Annotated in this window: 14 protein-coding genes; 9 read left to right on the top strand and 5 right to left on the bottom strand. The window is 70.6% G+C overall.

From position 1 onward, the window contains the following. Positions 1–19 precede the first annotated feature (19 nt). Together IG99_RS08645 and IG99_RS08640 are read right to left on the bottom strand one after the other, a co-directional pair. Positions 20–1,108, bottom strand: coding sequence for a LacI family DNA-binding transcriptional regulator (locus tag IG99_RS08645; RefSeq protein ID WP_037671587.1), 1,089 nt, complete (start codon positions 1,106–1,108; stop codon positions 20–22). A 183-nt stretch (positions 1,109–1,291) separates the two neighbouring features. Beyond that, positions 1,292–2,317 (bottom strand): hydroxyacid dehydrogenase, encoded by a 1,026-nt coding sequence (locus IG99_RS08640; RefSeq protein WP_037671585.1) that lies wholly within the window; start codon positions 2,315–2,317, stop codon positions 1,292–1,294. 613 nt (positions 2,318–2,930) lie between these two features. Between IG99_RS08640 and IG99_RS08635 the strand changes: the two genes are divergently transcribed. The 8 genes from IG99_RS08635 (at position 2,931) to IG99_RS08600 (ending at position 16,260) form a co-directional block, all read left to right on the top strand. Continuing rightward, a complete protein-coding gene (locus IG99_RS08635; protein WP_037671583.1) occupies positions 2,931–4,280 on the top strand; it encodes an extracellular solute-binding protein in 1,350 nt (449 codons plus the stop codon). Continuing rightward, entirely contained in the window at positions 4,277–5,275 is a 999-nt protein-coding gene (locus IG99_RS08630) for a carbohydrate ABC transporter permease (protein WP_037671582.1), read from the top strand. Before IG99_RS08635 ends, IG99_RS08630 begins: the two co-directional genes overlap by 4 nt. Then, entirely contained in the window at positions 5,272–6,144 is an 873-nt protein-coding gene (locus tag IG99_RS08625) for a carbohydrate ABC transporter permease (RefSeq protein WP_037671580.1), read from the top strand. The genes IG99_RS08630 and IG99_RS08625 overlap by 4 nt, the downstream gene beginning before the upstream one ends. A gap of 58 nt (positions 6,145–6,202) precedes the next feature. Next, a complete protein-coding gene (locus IG99_RS08620) occupies positions 6,203–7,987 on the top strand; it encodes an Ig domain-containing protein (RefSeq protein WP_037671579.1) in 1,785 nt (594 codons plus the stop codon). A gap of 28 nt (positions 7,988–8,015) precedes the next feature. After that, positions 8,016–11,342, top strand: coding sequence for a putative Ig domain-containing protein (locus tag IG99_RS08615; RefSeq protein ID WP_037671577.1), 3,327 nt, complete (start codon positions 8,016–8,018; stop codon positions 11,340–11,342). A 25-nt stretch (positions 11,343–11,367) separates the two neighbouring features. Then, positions 11,368–12,621, top strand: a complete 1,254-nt coding sequence (locus IG99_RS08610) for an alginate lyase family protein (RefSeq protein ID WP_037671575.1) — start codon at positions 11,368–11,370, stop codon at positions 12,619–12,621. 92 nt (positions 12,622–12,713) lie between these two features. Then, the gene (locus tag IG99_RS08605) at positions 12,714–14,327 is read left to right on the top strand and encodes a carboxylesterase/lipase family protein (RefSeq protein ID WP_037671574.1); all 1,614 of its coding nucleotides are present in this window, start codon (positions 12,714–12,716) and stop codon (positions 14,325–14,327) included. A gap of 184 nt (positions 14,328–14,511) precedes the next feature. Then, entirely contained in the window at positions 14,512–16,260 is a 1,749-nt protein-coding gene (locus tag IG99_RS08600) for a bactofilin family protein (protein ID WP_037671573.1), read from the top strand. A gap of 211 nt (positions 16,261–16,471) precedes the next feature. Here IG99_RS08600 and IG99_RS08595 read toward each other — a convergent pair whose 3' ends face one another. Together IG99_RS08595 and mmuM are read right to left on the bottom strand one after the other, a co-directional pair. Beyond that, positions 16,472–17,539 carry a LacI family DNA-binding transcriptional regulator gene (locus tag IG99_RS08595; RefSeq protein ID WP_037671572.1) on the bottom strand — a complete coding sequence of 356 codons (1,068 nt, stop codon included), beginning with the start codon at positions 17,537–17,539 and terminating at the stop codon, positions 16,472–16,474. Between the two features lie 114 nt (positions 17,540–17,653). Next, positions 17,654–18,604, bottom strand: coding sequence for a homocysteine S-methyltransferase (gene mmuM, locus IG99_RS08590; protein WP_037671570.1), 951 nt, complete (start codon positions 18,602–18,604; stop codon positions 17,654–17,656). A 136-nt stretch (positions 18,605–18,740) separates the two neighbouring features. Between mmuM and IG99_RS08585 the strand changes: the two genes are divergently transcribed. Next, positions 18,741–20,174 carry an amino acid permease gene (locus IG99_RS08585; RefSeq protein ID WP_037671568.1) on the top strand — a complete coding sequence of 478 codons (1,434 nt, stop codon included), beginning with the start codon at positions 18,741–18,743 and terminating at the stop codon, positions 20,172–20,174. On the opposite strand, the gene IG99_RS08580 is transcribed toward IG99_RS08585, so the two are convergent. Beyond that, the gene (locus IG99_RS08580; protein ID WP_234311778.1) at positions 20,126–20,581 is read right to left on the bottom strand and encodes an SRPBCC family protein; all 456 of its coding nucleotides are present in this window, start codon (positions 20,579–20,581) and stop codon (positions 20,126–20,128) included. The two genes, IG99_RS08585 and IG99_RS08580, sit on opposite strands and share 49 nt — an antisense overlap. Positions 20,582–20,674: the final 93 nt, after the last annotated feature.

The following is a 20,674-nucleotide window of genomic DNA, read 5'->3' as shown; positions in this document are numbered from 1 at the left end:
AACCGTTTACGAAACCACATCAGTCGCGCCGTGCCGGCGGCCGCACGGAGTTCCGTACGACGACATGGGTGCCCAGCACCAGATGCTCCCCGTCGCCGCCCTTGCGCCGCCCCGCCCCGGCCTCGCGCCGGTCGGCCACCGCGCGCAGCGCGACCCGCCCCATCTCCTCGTACGGGACGTGCACGGTGGTCAGTTGGGGCGTCAGCTGCGAAGCCAGCGGGATGTCGTCGTACCCCGTGATGGAGACGTCCTCCGGCACCCTCAGCCCCGCCGCGCGCAACGCCTGGAGCGCCCCCGCGGCGACCACGTCCGTGCCGGCCAGCACCGCCGTGAACCGCAGACCGTCCCGCAGCGCCCCCTCGACCGCGCGATACCCGTGCTCGTCGTCGTACGGTCCGTGCCGCACCGCCTCAGGCTCGAACGGGACCCCGTACGTCTCGAAAGCCCGCTGTGCGCCACGCAATCGCGCCTGCGCGGTGCTGAGTCCGGCGGGCCCCGGCAGCACGAGCACCTCCCGGTGCCCCGCCGACAGCAGATGGCTGGCCATCGCGTACGCCCCGGACTCGTTGTCGTAGTCCACCGTCGTCGCCGGCACGTCGCCCTCCAGCGGCGGCCTGCCCACCAGCACCAGATGCGAGCCGGCGGCGTCCAGGGACCTGGCGAAGCGCGCCATCCGCAGCTGGTACTCCTCGTAGTCGTAGGCCCCGCCGAGCAGCACCACCGCGGCCACGCCCTGCTGGCGCATCATGTTGACCAGGGCGAGCTCGCGCTCCGGGTCGTCGCCCGTCGTACCCACCAGGGACAGCCATCCGCGCAGGGTGGCCGCGCCCTCGACGCCCTTGGCCACATGGGCGAAGGCCGCCCCGGTGATGTTGTTGATGAGGATCGCCACCGTCGGCGTACCGCCCCCCGCCAGCGAGCGGGCGTGGGCGTTGGTGACGTAGTCCAGGTCGCGGACCACCTTCATCACCCGACGGCGCAGGTCCTCCGACACGGGGTAGTTGCCCGACAGCACCCGCGACACACTCGCCACGGACACGCCCGCACGCTCCGCCACGTCCCGGATCGTCGCCCGGCCGGCGTCCGCGGGCGCCTTGCGCTGACTCACGGTTGCGGCTCCTTCACCGTCGCGTGCGGATCACCGGGGAGGCCGGAGGTGCGGCGCCTCTCGCCGGTGCGGAAACCGTATCCCATGGTTCCTCCAGGTGGGGGAGGGTGCGGGGGGTGGATGCTGAGGGGGTGGGGGTTGGTTGTTTCCGGCCGGGGTGACCGGCAGGGGTGATGGGCCCTTTCAAGCGACCCGTGCAAGATCGGCGTGCCGCACCTCATGCACAAGCCCCACACCCCCCGCCAGCCTCTCCAGCTCCTCCACCACGATCTGCCCCAACCGCTCCAGCTCGTTCCCCAGGGACCCCGCGATGTGCGGGGTGAGGAACACGTTCGGCAGCGTGTAGAGCGGTGAGTCCGCGGGCAGGGGCTCGGGCTCCGTCACGTCCAGGACCGCGTGCAGCCGGCCGGACACCAGCTCCCCGGTCAGCGCCTCGTGGTCGACGAGCGCACCCCGGGAGGTGTTGATGAGCACGCCCCCGTCCCGGATCAGCGCGAGCCGGGGCCGGTCCAGCATGTGGTGCGTCTCGGGGATGTCGGGCGCGTGCAGGCTGACGATGTCGCTGCGGCGCAGCAGGTCCTCCAGCGACACCGGCTCCGCACCGAGTGCGGCGGCCTCGGCGGCGTCGACGTAGGGGTCGTGGAGCAGTACCTGGAAGTCGTGGGGCCGCAGGAGTTCGAGCAGGCGGCGGCCGACCCGTGAGGCGCCGATGACGCCGACGCGGCGGCCGACGTTGCCGATGGCCGCGGTCTCGGCCGACGTCGGCTGGGCGTGGGTGGCGCGGAAGCGCTCGCGGTGGGTGAACGCGTCCTTCCCGGCCAGCAGGATCATCGCGAGCGTGTACTCGGCGACGGGCAGCGCGTTGCCGGTGACCGCGCTGGAGACGGTGGTGCCGTGGTCCCAGACGGCCTCGCCGACCAGCGAGCGGACGGAGCCCGCCGCGTGCAGGACCGCGCGCAGCCGGGGTGTCGCGGCCAGGGTGTCCGCGTCGAGGTGGGGACAGCCCCAGCCGGTGATCAGGACCTCGGCGTCGGCCAGTGCGGCGGCGACGGCGGGGTCGGCGGCGGGGTCGGTGAAGTCCCGTACGACGAGCGCGGGGTCGATCCGTGCCGTCCGCTGGAGCCGGTCCATCAGGGGCGCCGGGAAGAGCAACGGGAGGTGCACCGGATCCATGGCGAACACGGCCCTGGGCAACTGGGCGCTGGGCATGACTCTCCTGGGGGGCTGGGGAAACATTTTCTGAAAGCGTCTTCTACCGTAGATCTGCCGTGGAGGCAGGGTCAATCACCGGAACGGGCCACGGCCCGGGGAAATCTTTCGACCGGTATCGGGACCAAATGCCCATGTCATGGTGATGCTTCGCGTGATTGATCAGTACAGCCCACCGAACGGGGCCCGGAACAGGCCGCCGTAACGCGTTTCCGAGGGCGAGCTCCGGTGGATCGGTGGCACCGCGAACCGATCCCGCTCACAACCGGTTGTCGACCCATGAGTGCCGCCGACCGCAACGCCTCCGTCCTCGCCGACGGCCCGCCCAGACCGCCGACTCCACAGCGGAGACGACCCGATCCACGCACATTTCCCCAGCTCAGAGCCTCACAGCTCAGCCCTCTCGACCGCCCTTCGACCAGGCGCCCGCCCGTCCTCGCCCTTGTGCAGAGTTTTCGAAAGTCTGCGAAGACCCTTGACGTGCCCTTCTGGCCGGAAGAAGCTCTGCCCACTCGGCCGTAGCAACCGGTTGCTACCTGTTACTGAAATCTGCGATCCGGGGTGCACGACCGAGGAGTCGCGCGTTCCCCTTGAGACAGAAGGTGAGGCCTTCATGCGCTCGCATGCCGGTGCTCCTCCCAGTCGGCGCCGATTCCTCGCCCTGTCGGCCGGCGGTGCCATGGCCGGTGCGTCGGCGCTGAGCGGCTGCGCGATGCAGGTGTCCAGCGGCGTCAGCGGCTCGGGTGAGACCGTCACCGTGATGGTCAACTCCGGAGACATCCTCCCGGAGCAGGTCCAACAGGCCAAGAAGGACCTCGGCATCAAGATCCTCCTGGTGAAGTACGACATCACCAAGCTGATCGCGATGCTCACCAACGGCAACCCGCCCGACCTGGTGCGCGGCGTCGGCGCCGTGGACGCGCCGTTCTTCGCGGCGCGGGACGTGGCCGAGGAACTGGACTCCTACTTCGCCCGGAGCGGTGTCCTCAAGCTCGACGACCTGGACCCCGTCAACGACCTGTGGCGGTACGACGGCCGCACCCAGGGCAAGGGGCCGCGCTACGGCATGGCGAAGGACTTCTCCCAGGACTCCATGTACTGGTACGACACCGCGGCTTTCGACAAGGGCGGTGCCGACTACCCGCCGGAGACCGAGCCGGTCACGTACGAGGAGTGGCTGGACACCGCCAAGCGTCTCGTGCAGCGCAAGAAGGGCCAGACCACGGTTTTCGGTGGCAGCTACGGCGGACTGACCCGGTCCACGCTCCTGGCGACCATGACGGTGTCCGCCGGAGGCAGCCTCTTCAACGACGACTTCTCCCGGGTCGACTTCACCACCCCCGAGGCCCGCAAGGCGCTGGCCTGGTACATCGACTACTGCCGGACCAAGGTCGGGCCGAGCCTCATCCAGCCCGACCCCAACGGCTGGGACGGGCCCACCTACCAGGCCGGGCGGCTGGCCATGTCGAACTCCGGCTACTGGATGGGCGGCATGATCGGCACCGACAGGAAGCTGGCGGCGGTGTCCCGCCTGGCGCCCGCCCCGGTCTTCTCGGGCGGTCCGCGGATCAGCGCCTGCCAGGGCGGCACCGGTCTGTGGATGCCGCGCGGGTCGAAGAACAAGGACGCCGCATGGCGGGTCTTCGAATGGTTCTTCGGCGAGGAGCCCGCCAAGGCCCGCGCCTCCGGCGGCTGGGGCATCCCCACCCTGAAGTCGATGCGGTCGCTGATGCCGGCCAAGGAGGACTACCAGAAGCGCGTGCTGAAGGTGCAGGAGAACGAGCTGAAGCACTTCTCGGTGGTCTCCTTCACCCCCTACAGCAGGGCGGACGCGGTCGACGCCCTCTTCAACCAGATCGCGCCCGCCGCGATGAACGGCCAGATCTCCGTCGACACCCTCGCCGGGCGCCTGAACTCGGCCATCAACGAGCAGCTCAAGCGCGGTAAGGAGCAAGTGGGATGACGGTCGACCAGATCTCCTCCGTCGCGGGCCGGCAAGGCGCCGCCGCCAGGGCCGGTCGGGCACCCGCCACCGGCGGGCGGCGGATCTCGATGACCGCGCGCAGGCACCGGGCGTTCTACATGTTCACCTCGCCCTGGATCGTCGGTTTCCTGTTGCTGACCGTCACGCCGATGGTGTACGCGCTGTGGCTGAGTTTCACCACGTTCGACGGCATCTCCCCGAACTGGCGCTATGTGGGACTCGGCAACTACCGCGAGCTGCTGAACGACCCGGTCACCTGGGACGCGCTGGGTCGCACGGGCCTTTTCGCGGTGACCTCGGTGCCGCTGTCGATCATCGCGGGCCTCGCCCTCGCCGTCCTGGTCAACCGGCCGATCAAGGCGCGTGGCCTGTTCCGGACCCTGATCTATCTGCCCGCCGTGGTGCCGCCGGTGGGCGCGGGCCTCGCCTTCAAGTTGCTCTTCGACCAGAACTCCGGTGCCGCCAACGGCGTCCTGACCTTCTTCGGCATCGACGCCGTGGGCTGGCTGGCCGACCCCTACGCCCGCTACGTGCTGCTGATGACGGTGCTGTGGGGCGCCGGTAACGTCATGATCATCTCGCTGGCCGGGCTGCAGGACGTACCCCGGGAACTCCACGAGGCCGCCCGCATCGACGGGGCGAGTGCCTGGCGCACCTTCCGCAGTATCACCGTGCCGCTGCTGTCGCCCGTCCTGCTCTTCCAGACGGTGACCGGAATGATCGCCTCGGTGCAGACCATCATGCCGCTGCTGCTGGCGCCGCTCGGCGACACGAGCGGTATCACCACGGTCCCGCAGTCCAACTACCTCTACATGATGCACGTGTTCGCGCAGTACTTCGCGCTCGGCCGCTACGGCTACGCCTCCGCGCTGCTGTGGGTGCTCTTCGTCCTGATCCTCGTCGTGACCGGACTGATCTTCAAGTTCACGTCCGGCGCGGTGTTCTACAACGTCGACCCGGAGGCGAAGAAGTGACCGCCACCAGCCTGCCGCCCAAGCCGGCGCCGCCCGACGTCCGGGTGCGGATACGCGCCAAGCGCCTCGCCCTCTACACGGTCCTCGTCTCCGTCACCGGACTGTTCCTCGGCCCCTTCGGCTGGCTGATCCTCAGCGGCCTGAAGACCCAGGGCGAACTGGCCGCCTCGCCCGTGCACTGGCTGCCCCGGGCCTTCCAGTGGCACAACTTCGCCGACGCCTTCGACCAGATCGACTTCCTCGGCTACGCCCGCAACTCCCTGATCATCGCCCTGCTCTACGCCACGCTCGTCACCCTCAGCTCCGCCTGGGTCGGCTATGGCTTCGCGCGCCTGGACGCACCCGGCAAGAAGTGGCTGTTCGGCGTCCTGCTCGGCTCGATGATGCTGCCCCAGATGGTCACTTTGCTGCCCACCTACCTGATCTTCGCCAAGCTCGGGATGGTCGACACGTACTGGCCGTGGGTGCTGTGGGGCCTGTCCGCGGCGCCGTATCTGGTCTTCCTCTTCCGGCAGTTCTTCGCGAGCATGCCACGCGAGCTGGAGGAGGCCGCGATCGTCGACGGCTGCGGATACGCGGCGATCTTCTGGCGGATCTTCCTTCCGCAGTCCTGGCCCGTGCTGTCCACGAGCTTCATCATCGCCTTCACCTGGACCTGGGGCGACTACATCGCCCCGCAACTGCTGCTGTCCACGGACCGCACCACGCTCGCCGTCGCCGTGATGACCGCCTACGTCAGCGAGGCCGGTACGCCCGTCCCCGAGCTCCAGGCCGCGGCCTCCGTGATGTACGTCGTCCCGATCCTGCTGATCTTCCTCGTCGCCCAGCGAGGCTTCGTCGCCGGGATGTCGACGTCCGGGCTCAAGTAGCCCCGCCGTCCTCCCCGTGTCCCTCTCTCATCTCCCTCTTCGCCGAAGGAACCGCTTCATGAACGACGCCCAGAGCACCGGACCGTCCCGGCGCACCCTTCTCCAGGCCGCCGGTGCCACCGCCGCCGCGTACACTCTGCTCGGCGCCGCGGCCGGCACCGCGAGAGCCGCCGACGCGGCCGGGGCCCCCGACAAGCTGGTGGTGTACCCGATCCCGAGCGGGGTCCCCACCAACACCAGTTACTCCGTCAAGGCCCGCACCCAGGGCGGCGAATGGCAGACGGTGCCCGTCTACCGGGCCCGGGCGAAGATGATCGACGCCAACACGGGCAGCGGTCCCGTCTACAACTCCTCCGTGGCCATGTTCGACTTCGACGGGACCGTGGAAATCGCCGTCACCTCGGCCAAGGGAACCATCGGCACCGCGCGGATCCGCCCCACGTCGTACGACATCGACTTCACGGTGGACGGCGCCACGGTGAGCTTCACCCTCACCGAGCCGCGCAACCTCTCCATCGAGATCGACGGCGACATCTTCAACAACCTCCAGCTGCACGCCAATGCGATCGAGACGCACGTCCCCGACCCCGACGACGAGGACGTCATCTACTTCGGCCCCGGTCTGCACAAGACCACCGACGGCGTGGTGAAGGTGCCCAGCGGCAAGACGGTCTACCTGGCCGGCGGCGCCGTGCTGACGTCCCGGGTGGAGTTCCACGAGGTGGAGAACGCCCGGCTGCGCGGCCGCGGCGTGATCTACAACTCGGCCAACGGGGTGCTCATCGAGTACTCCGAGAACATCGAGGTCGACGGCGTCATGGTGCTCAACCCGAGCAGCGGCTACGCGATCACCGTCGGCCAGTCGAAGCAGGTCACCATCCGTGACTTCCACTCCTACAGCCACGGCCAGTGGGGCGACGGCATCGACGTCTTCTCCAGCGAGGACGTCCTGATCGACCGCGTCTACATGCGCAACGCCGACGACTGCATCGCCATCTACGCCCACCGCTGGGACTACTACGGCGACTGCCGCAACATCACCGTCCGCGACTCCACCCTCTGGGCCGACGTCGCGCACCCGATCAACGTCGGCACGCACGGCAACACCGACAACCCCGAGACCATCGAGAACCTCGTCTTCAGCAACATCGACATCCTCGACCACCGCGAACCGCAGATGAACTACCAGGGCTGCATCGCGCTCAACCCGGGCGACAGCAACCTGGTGAAGAACGTCCGCGCGCAGGACATCCGGGTGGACGACTTCCGCTGGGGCCAGCTGATCAACATGCGGGTCATGTACAACACCAGCTACAACACCTCGGTCGGACGCGGCATCGACGGCGTCTTCATCCGCAACATGACGTACACCGGGACGCACGCCAACCCGTCGGTCCTGGTCGGCTACGACGCGGACCACGCCATCAAGAACGTCACCTTCCAGAACCTCGTCATCAACGGCAAGTTCATCGGCAACGGGATGAAGAAGCCCGGCTGGTACACGTTCTGGGACATGATGCCCGCCTACGCCAACGAGCACGTGCTGAACGCGCGGTTCCTGAACTCCACCGAGGCGACCTCCGCCGACGCGCCCCAGATCACCAGCCCGGACGCGGCCACGGCCACCAAGAACCAGGTCTTCAACCACCTCATCACGGCGAGCGGACTGCCGACGACGTTCGGCGCCGACGGGCTGCCGAAGGGCCTGGAGATCGACACCGCCACCGGCCTGATCTCCGGCACCGCCCGGGACAACGTCGGCACCTTCCCCGTCACGGTCTCGGCCACCAACAGCGTGGGCACCGCGACCCGGACCGTCACGCTCACCATCGCGCACGCGTGACGCGGCGCCACTGAACCAGGAGACACCCGTGCATTCCCTCAGCAGACGGTCGTTCCTCGGAGCGGCGGGGCTCACGGCCGTGGCCGCGGGCGGACTGCTGTCCGCCTCCGCCACGGCCGCGTGGGCCCGGACGGCCGCCGAAGCGGCGTTCACGTTCAGACACCCCGGCCTCCTGCACTCCCAGGAGGACCTGGACCGCATGAAGGCCGCGGTCGCCGCGCAGGAGTCCCCGGTCTACGACGGCTACCTCACGTTCGCCGCCCACGCCCGGTCGAAGTCCACGTACGCGGTCCAGAACACCGGCCAGATCATCACCTGGGGCCGCGGCCCCACCAACTTCCAGAACCAGGCGGTCGCCGACTCGGCCGCCGCCTACCAGAACGCGCTCATGTGGTGCGTCACCGGCAACCGGGCCAACGCGGACAAGGCGCGGGACATCCTCAACGTCTGGTCCAGGACGCTCACCGGGATCACCGGGGCCGACGGCCCGCTCGGCGCAGGCCTGCAGGCGTTCAAGTTCGTCAACGCGGCCGAACTGCTGCGCCACTCCGGCTACGACGGCTGGGACGCGCAGGACATCGCCCGCTGTGAGCGGTCCTTCCTGGACGTCTGGTATCCGGCCGTGTCCGGCTACATGCTCTACGCCAACGGCAACTGGGACCTGACGTCCATTCAGTCCATCCTGGCCATCGGTGTGTTCTGCGAGGAGCCCACCCTGTTCGAGGACGCCCTGCGGTTCGCCGCCGCCGGCGCGGGCAACGGCAGCGTCCTGAACCGTGTCGTCACCGAGGCGGGCCAGGGCCAGGAGAGCGGCCGCGACCAGGGCCACGAGCAGCTCGCCGTCGGCCTGATGGGCGACGCCGCGCAGGTCGCCTGGAACCAGGGCGTCGACCTGTGGGGCTTCGCCGACAACCGCATCCTCGCCAACGCCGAGTACGCCGCCCGCTACAACCTCGGCGGCGACGTCCCCTTCACCACCGACCTCGACCGCACCGGCAAGTACATCAAGAAGACCGTCTCCGCCACCGGACGCGGCACCCTCCCCCCGATCTACGAGATGTACTACTCCCACTACGCCGGCGTCCGCGGCCTCGACACCCCGTACACGAAGGCCGCCGTCTTCCGCGGCACCGGCGGCACCCGGCTCGTCGAGGGCAGCAACGACGACCTGCCCAGCTTCGGCACCTTCACCTACGCCGGCGCCAAGGCACCCGCGCCGACCGTGCCGGCGACCCCGGCGGGCGTCACGGCGGCGGGGGAGGACGGGTCCGTCACCGTCAGCTGGCTGCCGTCGGCCTGGGCGAGCGCCTACACCGTCCAGCGGGCCACCGCCCCCGACGGGCCGTACGAGGAGATCGCCTCCGGCATCGACGAGCCCACGTACACCGACACCGGTGCCCGCACCGGACGGACCTACTACTACCAGGTCGCCGCCGCCAACTCCCACGGCAGCAGCGACAGTTCCGGCTGGGTCGCGGCCACCGCCGGACTGCCCGAGCCATGGGCGACCCGGGACGTCGGGGACGTCGAGCGCACCGGGTCCGCCCTGTTCGACGGGGAGCGGTTCGTGCTGGAGGCCGGCGGTACCGCGGACTCCTACCGGGTGGTGCATCTGCCGCTGCCCGGCGACGGCTCCGTCACCGCGCGCATCGTGTTCCCGCTCAGCTCCCAGTACTCCAAGATCGGCGTCACCCTCCGCGGCTCCCTCGACGCGGCCGCCGCCCACGCGTCGATGCTGATCCAGGGGCTGCCGCTGCACACCTGGAGCGGCGTGTGGACCGTACGGCCCGAGGCCGGGGCGCCCGTCTCCGGCACCGGCAGCACGCCCGTGCCGCCCAGCCAGCAGACGGCCATCACCACCAGCGCGTCGTTCCCGATCTCCAGCCTGGGTGAGCTGCCCGAGTCGGCGACCCCCCTTCAGGCGCCGTACGTCGAAGGCGCGGGCGACGGCTACCGCCTGCGGATGCCGTACTGGGTCCGCATCACCCGCAAGGGCCGGACCTGCACCGGAGCCATCTCCCCGGACGGCGTGAACTGGAGCGAGGTCGGCTCCACCGAGGTCGACCTCGGCCGCACCGCGTACGCCGGGCTCGCCCTCACCTCATGCCTGGGCGTCGACGAGGAGTACGCCGAGACCGGCACCGGCGCCTTCGACAACGTCACCGTGACGTCGTCGGCCAGGGGCGAGGTGTGGAGCACCCCGCGTCCCCGACGCGCCGCCACCGACCTGCGGGCCACCGCGGGCGCCGACGCCGTGGAGCTCGCCTGGACCGACCCCGACCTCTCGGCCCGGTACAAGGTGCTGCGGGCCACCACGGCGGGCGGCCGGTACGAGACCCTCGCGACCGGCGTCGGCGCGGTCGGGTTCGGCACCCGTGTCCAGTACGCGGACGCGACCGGGACGCCCGGCACGACGTACTACTACGCCGTCGCCAAGACCAACGGCGGACGCGGCCCCCTGTCGGAACCGGCCGCCGCGACCATGCCGACCCCCTCGGTTCCGCAACTCACCTCCGCGAACACGGCGTTCGCGAACCGGGGTGTGCCCTTCCGGCACGTGCTGCGGGCCTCGCACGAGCCCGTGCGGTTCACGGCCGGCGGACTCCCCGACGGCCTGCGCCTCGACAAGCGCACCGGTGTCGTGTCCGGAACGCCCACCGAGACCGGTGAGTTCACCGTCGCCACCACCGCGGGCAACGCCGCCGGCGACGGGACCGGCACGTTGAAGCTCACGGTCGGCACACCCCCGCCCGACCCGTGGACCTACGGCGACCTCGGCGACGTCGTCCTCGACGACCGCCCGTTCGGGACGTTCGGCGTCGTCGCGATCAGCACCCCCGGCAGTACGGCGTACGAGGACGGGACCCTCGTCGTCCGCGGTGCCGGGGTCGACCTGAACGTCAACGGCCAGGGCATGACCGGGCAGTTCGTACGGCAGCCGGTCACCGGCGACTGCGAGGTCACCGCGCGGCTCGTCTCCCGCGACGGCGCGAGCGGCGACCGGGTCGGCCTGCTCATGGCCAAGTCCCTGTCCCCGTTCGACCAGGCCGCCGGAACCATCGTCACCGGCGGCACCACCGCGCAGCTCATGCTGCGCAAGACGGTGGCCGGCGCCTCCGTGTTCTCCGGCAGCGGCACGGTCACCCCGCCGACCCTGCTGCGGCTGCAGCGCACCGGTACCACCTTCACCGCGTCCTTCTCCACCGATGACGGCGTCAGCTGGACCCCCCTCGCCGCGGGAGACATCCCCGGTTTCGGCGACGCCCCCTACTACGTGGGCCTGGTGGTCTGCTCCCGCAGCCCCCTGGTCCGCAGCACCACGCGATTCAGCGAGGTGAGCATCACCCCCACGTAGATCCATGTGATTGGAGCCGCACCGCATGAGCCGCATTTCCCCCCACGAGCACCTCCACAGCGGCGAGGTGAGCCGCCGCGGTCTGCTGAAGACCGCCGGCGGCATCACCGCCGCCCTCGCACTCGGCGCCACCGCCACCGCCACCACCGCCGACGCCGCTCCGGCGACCTTCACCCACCCCGGCATGCTGCACAACGCCGGCGACATCAACCGCGCCAAGGTCAGGGTCGCCGCGGGCGACGACCCCTGGCTGTCCGGCTGGAACAAGCTGACCGCCAACTCCCACTCGGCGTCCACCTGGACACCCAACCCGCAGGCCACGGTCTACCGCGGATCGGGCTACCCCGAGAACTACGGCATCCTCTACAACGACATCGCCGCCGCCTACCAGAACGCCCTGCGCTGGGTGGTCGGCGGCACCAGCGCCAACGCGGACTGCGCGGTGCGCATCCTCAACGCCTGGGCGAACACGCTCACGTCCATCCAGGGCAACGCCGACCGCTTCCTCGCCGCCGGCATCTACGGCTGGACGTTCTGCCAGGCCGCCGAACTCATGCGCGGCTACGCCGGGTTCGACCTGGCCAAGTTCCAGAAGATGATGGTCAACGTCTTCTACCCGATGAACAACGACTTCCTGACCCACCACAACGGCGCCTGCATCACCAACTACTGGGCCAACTGGGACCTGTGCAACATGGCCTCGGTCATGGCCATCGGGATCCTCACCGACAACGCCGCGAAGTACGACCAGGCCGTCACGTACTTCAAGTCCGGCGCCGGCAACGGCTCCATCCAGCACGCGGTGCCGTTCCTGTACTCGAACATCGGCGGCTACGACCTCGGCCAGTGGCAGGAGTCCGGCCGCGACCAGGGCCACACCGTCATGGGCATGGGCCAGATGGGCGCGATCTGCGAGATGGCCTGGAACCAGGGCGACGACCTGTACTCGTACGACGGCAGACGCTTCATGAAGGGCGCCCAGTACGTCGCCAAGTACAACCTGGGCATGGACGTGCCCTACACCACCTACACCTGGGGCACCGGCACCACCTGCTCCCAGCAGTCGCACACGGTCATCGCCTCCGACTCCCGCGGCCAGCTCCGTCCCGTGTGGGCCATGCTCCACTTCCACTACAACCGACGCCTCTTCCTGGACGACAAGTACATTTCGCAGATGTACTACGACCTCGTCGCTCCCGAGGGCGGCGGCGGGGACTACGGACCCAACAGCGGCGGCTACGACCAGCTCGGCTTCGGCACCCTGATGTACGCCAAATAGCCCCCTCACAGGCTCGTGCGCCGGAATACCACGCGTCGATCCGGTGCTCTGGTGTTACCGGTGCACGAGCACGAGGAAGGGCTGGTGGGCGTATGACGGCAGACCTGACGGACCCTGTGGTCGACACGCCCCACGGGGCGGTGCGCGGCAGATTCGAACACGGTGTCGCGGTGTTCCGCGGCATACCGTACGCCGCCCCGCCCTTCGGCCCTCGCCGTTTCCTGCCCCCCGCCCCGCCCGAGCCGTGGGACGGGGTGCGGGACGCGGGCTCCTTCGGGCCGACGCCCCCGAAGCCGCCGTACTCCGAGGCCTTCGCGCAGTACCTCTCCGACCCGGTGGTGTCCGGGGACGACTGTCTCAATCTCAACGTGTGGACACCGGAGCCGGGCCCCGGTGCCCGGCTCCCGGTCATGGTGTGGCTGCACGGCGGAGCCCTGACCAGGGGTTCCTCGGCCGTACCGATCTACGACGGGTACCCCTTCGCCCGCGACGGCATCGTCCTGGTCTCGGTGAACTACCGACTCGGGGTGGAGGGCTACGGACTGTTCCCGGACGCCCCCGCCAACTGCGGACTGCGCGACCAGCTCGCCGCACTGCGCTGGGTCCACGAGTCCATCGCGGCCTTCGGCGGCGACCCCGACCGGGTGACCCTGTGCGGGCAGTCGGCCGGCGCCATCAGCGTGGGCGCCCTGATCGCCGCCCCGCAGGCCCAGGGCCTGTTCCGGCGGGCCGTACTCCAGAGCGGGCCGCCCGAGGCGAGCGACCGGGACAAGGTACGGCGCATGGTGCGCAGGATGGCGGCCCGGCTGAAGGTCCCCGCCACCGCCGAGGCCTTCGCCGCCGTCGACCGCGACCTGCTGCTGCGGACCCAGGCCGAGGTCGGACGCCTCAGCAGCCCGGTCCTCGGCGGGCCCGCCTTCGGCATCGTGGTCGACGGAGACCTCGTACCCCGCGACCCGCTGGAGGCCCTCGTCGACGGTGAGGCGGCCCGCGGCGCCGACCTGATGATGGGGTGGACCCGAGACGAGTACCGCCTGTGGCTGGTCCCGGGCGGCCTCCTGGACCGCGTCGACCGGCTGGGCGCGGTCGCCCTGGCCGGTGCCATGGCCCGCTGCCACTGCGGCCACGAGGTGGTCCGCGGCTACCGCACCCTGCACCCCCGGGCCGGCACCGCCGAGACCGTCGGCCAGATGGTCACCGACCACCTCCTGCGGCTGCCGCTGCACCGCCTGGCCGACGCCCGGCCCGGCTCCTCGTACGTCTACGAGTTCGTCTGGCCCTCCTTGCTGCCCGACCTCGGCGCCTGCCACGCCCTGGAGCTCGGCTTCGTCTTCGACACCGGGCAGGTGCCCGAGTCGGCCAGGCTGGCGGGCGACGGCGCCCCTCAGGAGCTCGCGGACGCGATGCACGGTGCCTGGGTGCGGTTCGTCACCGACGGCGACCCGGGCTGGGAGCCCTGGGACGCCTCGCATCCGGTACGGGTCTTCGGCGACGGCGGACGGGATGCCGTGGACGGCCCGTACACCGCACGCGGCCTGCGGGATCCGGAGCTGGTGCTGTGGGCCGCCGCGGACGCCACCCGCGCCCTCAGCGCCGAGGAACCCATCCCCGCGTCGATCCCGGCCGACGGTTCGCCGCCACGGAGTACGCAACTGCGGTCAGTGGTACGGCGACTCCGGCGCCCCGGCGCCGTCCGTCGGCAGTGATCACGTGCGCCGATCACACCCGGAAAGTCGGTAATCCCTGTTTCGGACAGTACAGGTCTGGTTCGCGCCGGTTATGACGAATGGGGGTTCTTGGGCCGTCCGGCGGGACAGCGCTGTGGAGGACGACGGGGACTGCGCCCGTGGGGGGCGAGCGCCCGCACAGCAGAAACAGGGGTTTTCGACAGTGGCTTCTCTGAGCTACGAAATCCTGACCGACCCGGCTCCGCTCCAGGTGTCCGAGTCGGAATCGGACGAGCAGTCCGTGGGGGCGGTGTACATCGTCATCTCCAACCCGACCACGGACTGGGTGCCCTGGCACTCCATCGAGGTGGAAGTGCCCTGTGGGAACGAGGACGGCCATCTCACCACCGATCCGAAGACGATCGACGCACGAATCGAGCGGACGTATGCGGTGAGGTTCGGGGATGATCCGACCTCGCACTGGGACGACACGGCCGGTGTCCTCGCGGTGTCCGCCGGCCGGAACGGCGGTCTGTTCACTCCGGGCGATGCCATGGTCCTGTCGCTGGACGGCTTTCCCGTCTCCAGCAAGCCGGGGCTGGTCCTGCTGACGGTGAGGGAGATCTCGGAGGGGGAGAGGGATGTGCGGGAGCACCCCCTCACTCTGAGCCTGTTGAAGCAGGCGCCCAGGGTGCCGCGCAACTTCCGTCCGGAGGTGGCGCTGGTGGAAGCGGGCGAGAACGTCGTCCTGCTGTGGGACGGACCCGACACGCTGAAGTACGAGATCCAGCGGCCGGACGGCGTCAAGGAGCCCGCCGAGCGGCGACTGGGGTCCGGCTGGCAGTGGTCACCGGGTGCGGACAACACGCCGAAACGCGACGCCACCTACACCCTGGTAGCCACCCCCAGGACCGGGCAGCAACCGGGGTACTTCCTCACCACCACCGTACAGCTGCGCAGCCCCGAGTTCGAAAGCGTCACCGCCACCAACGGAATCCACACCCCGTGGGCCGAGGGCACGACGCACGGGGGGCGGATCACCTTCTCCGCGCGGGGAGCGGAGATCCACGAACCATCCGGCGCACCGGGGGTCGTCACGGCGGCCAAGGCCGAGCTGGACGTCGTGAACACGACGTGGGTACGGAGCCGCGCCGACGGCGCCGGGTGGATCGAGTTCCAGCCCGACGGAATCAAGGTCGGTCATGGCGAGGGGAGCGACTTGGGGACCGTCACGGCGGACACGGTCAGCGCGAACGGTGTGAACACCAAGTGGGTGGGGGAACGCGACGCCGGCAAGGGATGGATCGAATTCCCGCTATCCGGAATCGACGTACGCAAGGACGGGACGCAGGAGTGGGGAACCGTCGCCGCTGACGAGGCGGACCTGAACGGCGTGAACACCAAGTGGGTGCAGGGCCGCGACAGCAGCGCCGGATGGATCGAATTCCCGCCCGACGGGGTGAACGTGTTCCAAGGCGCTGGAAGCCGGCAGTGGGGGACCGTCGCAGCCGCCGAGGCGGACCTCAACGACCTGGTCACCCGTCGGGCCCGGGTGAAGGAACGCCTCACCGTCGAGGGCGGGCTGACCGTCGCCGACGTGCTGGAGACGCAGGCAGGCCCGTCCCGGCTGGTCGTCCACGGCCGACTGGACGCCGAGGGCGACCTGAACGCTGCCGGGAACGTCGTCGTCGGTGGTGACCTCACCGTCAACGGCGATCTCAGGCCGATGCGCAACCTGGAGGTCGGGGGCGCGGTGATCGCGGGCGACCTGACGGTCAGGGACAAGCTGACGACCGACCACGAGCGGTTCAGGCTGATCGTCCACGGGGAGTCGCTGTACCTGGGGAAGGTGAACGCCAACCGGCTCCTGTCGGTCCGTACCGAGGATGCGTGGATCATGCACGTCAACGAGGACATGGTGGCGATCCAGGGCAACTTGCGGGTCCACGGGGCATTCCGCTCGGACAGTTGACGGTCATGGTGCGACGGCCGCCCGGCAGGAGCGTGGATCCGGCAGGGCGGCCGTCGGCACGGGGCAGGCGCATGAGGGCAGCGCGGGCAGGCCTCGACGGTGACGTCGCCGACGACCGGTCCGGCGACGCCGTTCGCGGGGGTGCCGGCGATGGCCGGCTCGCGATCACGGCGCCCCGGCGCTGTTCCGGCCGGCGCCGGCCGTACGCCCCTCACCCACCGGCGGCCTCACCCGCCGCCCCCACCGAGTTCCGCACCACCACATGCGTCCCCAGCAACAGGTGCTCCGCCGGGGCGTCCGCGCGTCTGCCCAGTGCCGTGCGGACGGCGAGGCGGCCCAGCTCCTCGTACGGGACGTGGACCGTGGTGAGGGCGGGGCGCAGGTCACGGGCGAACGGGATGTCGTCGTAGCCCGCGAGCGACACGTCGCCCGGGACGTCCAGGCCCGCCTCGTGCAGGGCGGTGAGCGCGCCGGCGGCGACCATGTCGGTCGCGGCGACGACCGCCGTGAACTCCAGCCCCTCCTTCAGGGCGTGGCGCATCAGCCGGTGACCCGCGTCGCGGGTGAAGTCGCCGTGCAGCAGCAGGGCCGGGTCGGGCTCCACTCCGCGGGCGCGGTGGGCGGCGAGATAGCCGCGCTCGCGGCCCTGCGCCGTGGTGTGCTCCGCTTCGCCGCCGAGGAACAGGATCCGCCGGTGGCCCTGGGCCAGGACATGGGCGACGAGGGCGTACGCGCCGCCCTCGTTGTCGTACTCGATGACCGTCACCGGCACCCCGGGGCCGAGCGGCGGACGGCCGCACAGGACCAGGCGGGAGCCCACCGAGGCGAGCGACTCGGCGATGCGGCGCGTGCGTTCGCGGTACTCCGGGGTGTCGGCGGTGCCGCCGACCAGGATCACGGCGGCGGCCCGCTGGGCCCGCATCATCTCGACGAACTCCAGTTCGTGCCGCACGTCGCCCTCCGTGCTGCACACCAGGCACAGATGGCCGTGCCGGTTCGCCTCCCGCTCCACGCCGTGCGCCATGTGCGCGAACGACGGACCGGTGATGTCCTCCAGGACGAACGCGAGCGCCGGTGTCCCCACGCCCGCTATCGCCTTGGCGCGCGCGTCGGCGACGTAGTCCATCTCCCGCACCGCCCGCATCACGCGCGTACGGGTCGCCGAACTCACCGGATACACCCCGCCGAGCACCCGCGACACCGTCGACGCGGACACGCCCGCGCGGGCGGCGACGTCCCGGATGGTGCTGCGCCCCGCGTCCTCGTGCTTCCTGGTCATTCCCCCGGCCCCTCTCCCCGTGGGAACAACGGCCGCCTCGGGCCGACCGGTTCCCGCAGCGGAGGCTAGCAGCGGGGCACGGGCAGCGGCGTGGATCGGGCCAGGTGGCCGTTCTTACGCCGACGTCCGGGCAAGCGTCCGCGCGATGTCCCCGATCGCCTGCGGGCCCACTCGGCAGCAGCCGCCGATCAGTCGTGCGCCGGCCTGCCGCCAGCCCTTGACCTGGTCGGCCGTGAACGTGGAGCGGCCCTTCCAGGCGCGGGCCCCGGCGTCCCAGGCCTCGCCGCTGTTCGGGTAGACGACCACCGGCTTGCCGGTCACGCGCGCCGCGGTCTCGGCGGCGCCGTCGACGTCCTCGGGGGAGCAGCAGTTCACGCCGACCGCGATCACCTCGTCGGCGTCGGCGGCCAGGGCGAAGGCCTCCTCCAGGGGCTGACCGGCCCGCGTGCGGTCGCCGGACACGCTGTACGACAGCCAGGCCGGCACCCCGAGCCCGCGCACCGCGCGCAGCAGTGCCAGGGCCTCGTCGGCGTCCGGGACCGTCTCCAGGGCGAACACATCGGGACGCGCGGCGGCCAGCACCTCCATGCGGGGCCGGTGGAAGCGCTCCAGTTCGTCGACGCTCAGCCCGTAGCGGCCCCGGTACTCGGAGCCGTCCGCCAGCATCGCCCCGTACGGGCCGACCGACGCGGCCACCCACATCGGACGCGCCGTGCCCCCGGCCCGCGCCTGCCCGGCCGCCTCACGGGCCAGCTCCACGCTCAGCCCGAGCAGCCGGACCGCCTCCGCACGGGCGATGCCACGCCGGGCGAAGCCCTCGAAGGTGGCCTGGTAGCTGGAGGTGATCGCGACGTTCGCACCGGCCTCGAAGTAGGCGAGGTGCGCCTCGGTGATCGCCTCGGGCTGCTCGGCGAGCAGCCGCGCGGACCACAGCGCGTCGCTCAGGTCGTGCCCGGCGGACTCGAGCTGGTTGGACATGCCGCCGTCGAGGACGACGGTTCCGGCGGCGAGCGCTTCGGCGAGAGAGGCCGCGGGGATTTCCGTGGACGGGATGTCGCTGGTCATGCCCCGACGCTAGCCGAACCCCGCGCCCACCTCCGGATGTGTCCAGTACATGAACAGATCGCCCACGATATGGGACGCCGGGTTACGATCACGCTCTCCCCCCCGAGAACCCTCCCCCGGACCGCCAGGAACAGCCATGACAGTCCCCAGCCCCGCCGAAGCCACGGAACCGACGGAACCGACGGAACCGACGGAGCCCGAGGCGAAGCCGCCCCCCACGCGTCGCCGCACCTTCGGCCTCGCCGCCGCCACCGCCCTCGTCATGGGCAACATCATCGGCGGCGGCATCTTCGCGCTGCCCGCCACGGTCGCCCCCTACGGCACGCTCAGCCTGCTCGCCTTCGTCGTCCTGTCGGTCGCCGCCGTGCTGCTCGCCCTGCTCTTCGGCAAGCTCGCCCGGCGCAGCCCCGTCACGGGCGGTCTGTACGTCTATCCGCGCGACGCGTTCGGCCCCTTCGCCGGCTTCCTGTCGGCGTGGTCCTACTGGACGATGTGCTGGGTCAGCATCGCCGCGCTCGCCGTCGCGGTCGTCGGCTACGTCGACGTCCTCATACCCCTGCACGGCGACCACGCCCTGGAGGCGGTCGTCGCACTCGCCGCGCTGTGGCTGCCGGCCGCCGCGAACTTCGCGGGCACCCGCTGGGTCGGTGCCGTCCAGATCGTCTCCACCGTGCTCAAGTTCGTGCCGCTGCTGCTGGTCGCCACCGTCGGCCTGTTCTTCGTCGACACCGACAACTTCGGCCCGTTCAACGCCACCGGCGACAGCGTCCCCGGGGCCCTCGCCGCCTCCGCCGCGCTGCTGCTCTACAGCTTCCTGGGTGTCGAGTCGGCCGCGGTCAGCGCGGGCGAGGTCGACGACCCCGAGCGCACGGTGGGCCGCGCGAGCATCCTCGGCACGCTGGCCTCCGCCCTCGTCTACATCCTCGGTACGGTCGCCGTCTTCGGCCTGGTCCCGCACGACAAGCTGGTCGACTCCGGCGCGCCCTTCGCCGACGCGGTCAACGCCATCACCGGCGGCTCCTGGGGCGGCACGGCGATCGCGCTGGTCGCCGTCGCCTCCATCACCGGCTGCCTCAACGGCTGGATCCTGCTGGCCGCGCAGATGCCGTACGCCGCCGCCCGCGACGGGCTCTTCCCGGCGCCCTTCGCCAAGGTGAACAAGGGCGGGGTGCCCGGCTTCGGCGTGTGGGCGGTCGCGGTCCTCGGCACGGCCCTCATCGGCCTCAACTACACGGCGGGCCCGGACACCACGTTCCGGGTCCTGGTCCTCATCACCACGTTCACCGGCTGCGTGCCGTACCTCCTGTCGGCGGCCGCCCAGCTGTACTGGCTGGCCCAGGGCACCCGTGAGCGCGTCCGCCCCGCCGGTCTCGTGCGCGACCTGATCGTCGCCGCCCTCTCCTTCGCCTTCTCCTTCTGGCTGATCGCGGGCGCCGGATACGCGGCCGTGTACCAGGGCGTGCTGTTCCTCTTCGCGGGGATCCCGGTGTACGTGTGGCTGCGCGGGCGGACGGACCGAGATCAGTCCAGTGGCGCCGCGAGCAGTTCCCCGAGCTTGCCGAGGCCCTGACTCCAGCCCTCCTCGTGGAGGGCCAGCCGCCGCTCCGTGGCGAAGTCGCCCTGGTCGACGATCAGCTCGGAGCGTGCGGTGTCGACGTCGTGAACGGACAGCGTCACCACCGTCTCCCGGTCGTCGGGGTCGGGATTCTCCCAGCGGAAGGTGTACGAGAGACGTTCCGGGGGCTCGACCGTGACGTACTCGCCGACCAGGTGGAACAGCTCACCCTCCGGGGGCTGCATCGCGATCCGGTAGGTCCCGCCCGGCCTCAGGTCGCTCTCCACGCTCGGGATGGTGAACCCGTCCGGACCCCACCAGCGGGCCAGTTCCTCCGGATCGGTCAGCTCGCGGAAAACGACCGGGGACAAGCCGTCCAGGACGCGCCGCAGATGCAGTCTCAGCTCGCCGGTCCGTGTCATCACGCACCACCTCCCACCGAAGGTGCGACCACCGTGCCACCAGCATGCCCATCGTACGTTTCAATGCCGTAGATCACGATCTCAGCGGGTGGG

The sequence above is a fragment of the Streptomyces griseus subsp. griseus genome, from assembly GCF_000720255.1.
Lineage (GTDB): Bacteria > Actinomycetota > Actinomycetes > Streptomycetales > Streptomycetaceae > Streptomyces > Streptomyces griseus_I.
Note: the sequence above shows the minus strand (reverse complement) of the source record. Positions and strands in the feature narration are given on the sequence as shown.

Coding starts and splice junctions, on each gene's coding strand:
- IG99_RS08640 (WP_037671585.1), bottom strand. CDS start 2,317: ATGCCCAGCGCCCAGTTGCCCAGGGCCGTGTTCGCCATGGATCCGGTG.
- IG99_RS08630 (WP_037671582.1), top strand. CDS start 4,277: ATGACGGTCGACCAGATCTCCTCCGTCGCGGGCCGGCAAGGCGCCGCC.
- IG99_RS08585 (WP_037671568.1), top strand. CDS start 18,741: ATGACAGTCCCCAGCCCCGCCGAAGCCACGGAACCGACGGAACCGACG.
- IG99_RS08635 (WP_037671583.1), top strand. CDS start 2,931: ATGCGCTCGCATGCCGGTGCTCCTCCCAGTCGGCGCCGATTCCTCGCC.
- IG99_RS08620 (WP_037671579.1), top strand. CDS start 6,203: ATGAACGACGCCCAGAGCACCGGACCGTCCCGGCGCACCCTTCTCCAG.
- mmuM (WP_037671570.1), bottom strand. CDS start 18,604: ATGACCAGCGACATCCCGTCCACGGAAATCCCCGCGGCCTCTCTCGCC.
- IG99_RS08580 (WP_234311778.1), bottom strand. CDS start 20,581: ATGACACGGACCGGCGAGCTGAGACTGCATCTGCGGCGCGTCCTGGAC.
- IG99_RS08595 (WP_037671572.1), bottom strand. CDS start 17,539: ATGACCAGGAAGCACGAGGACGCGGGGCGCAGCACCATCCGGGACGTC.
- IG99_RS08605 (WP_037671574.1), top strand. CDS start 12,714: ATGACGGCAGACCTGACGGACCCTGTGGTCGACACGCCCCACGGGGCG.
- IG99_RS08610 (WP_037671575.1), top strand. CDS start 11,368: ATGAGCCGCATTTCCCCCCACGAGCACCTCCACAGCGGCGAGGTGAGC.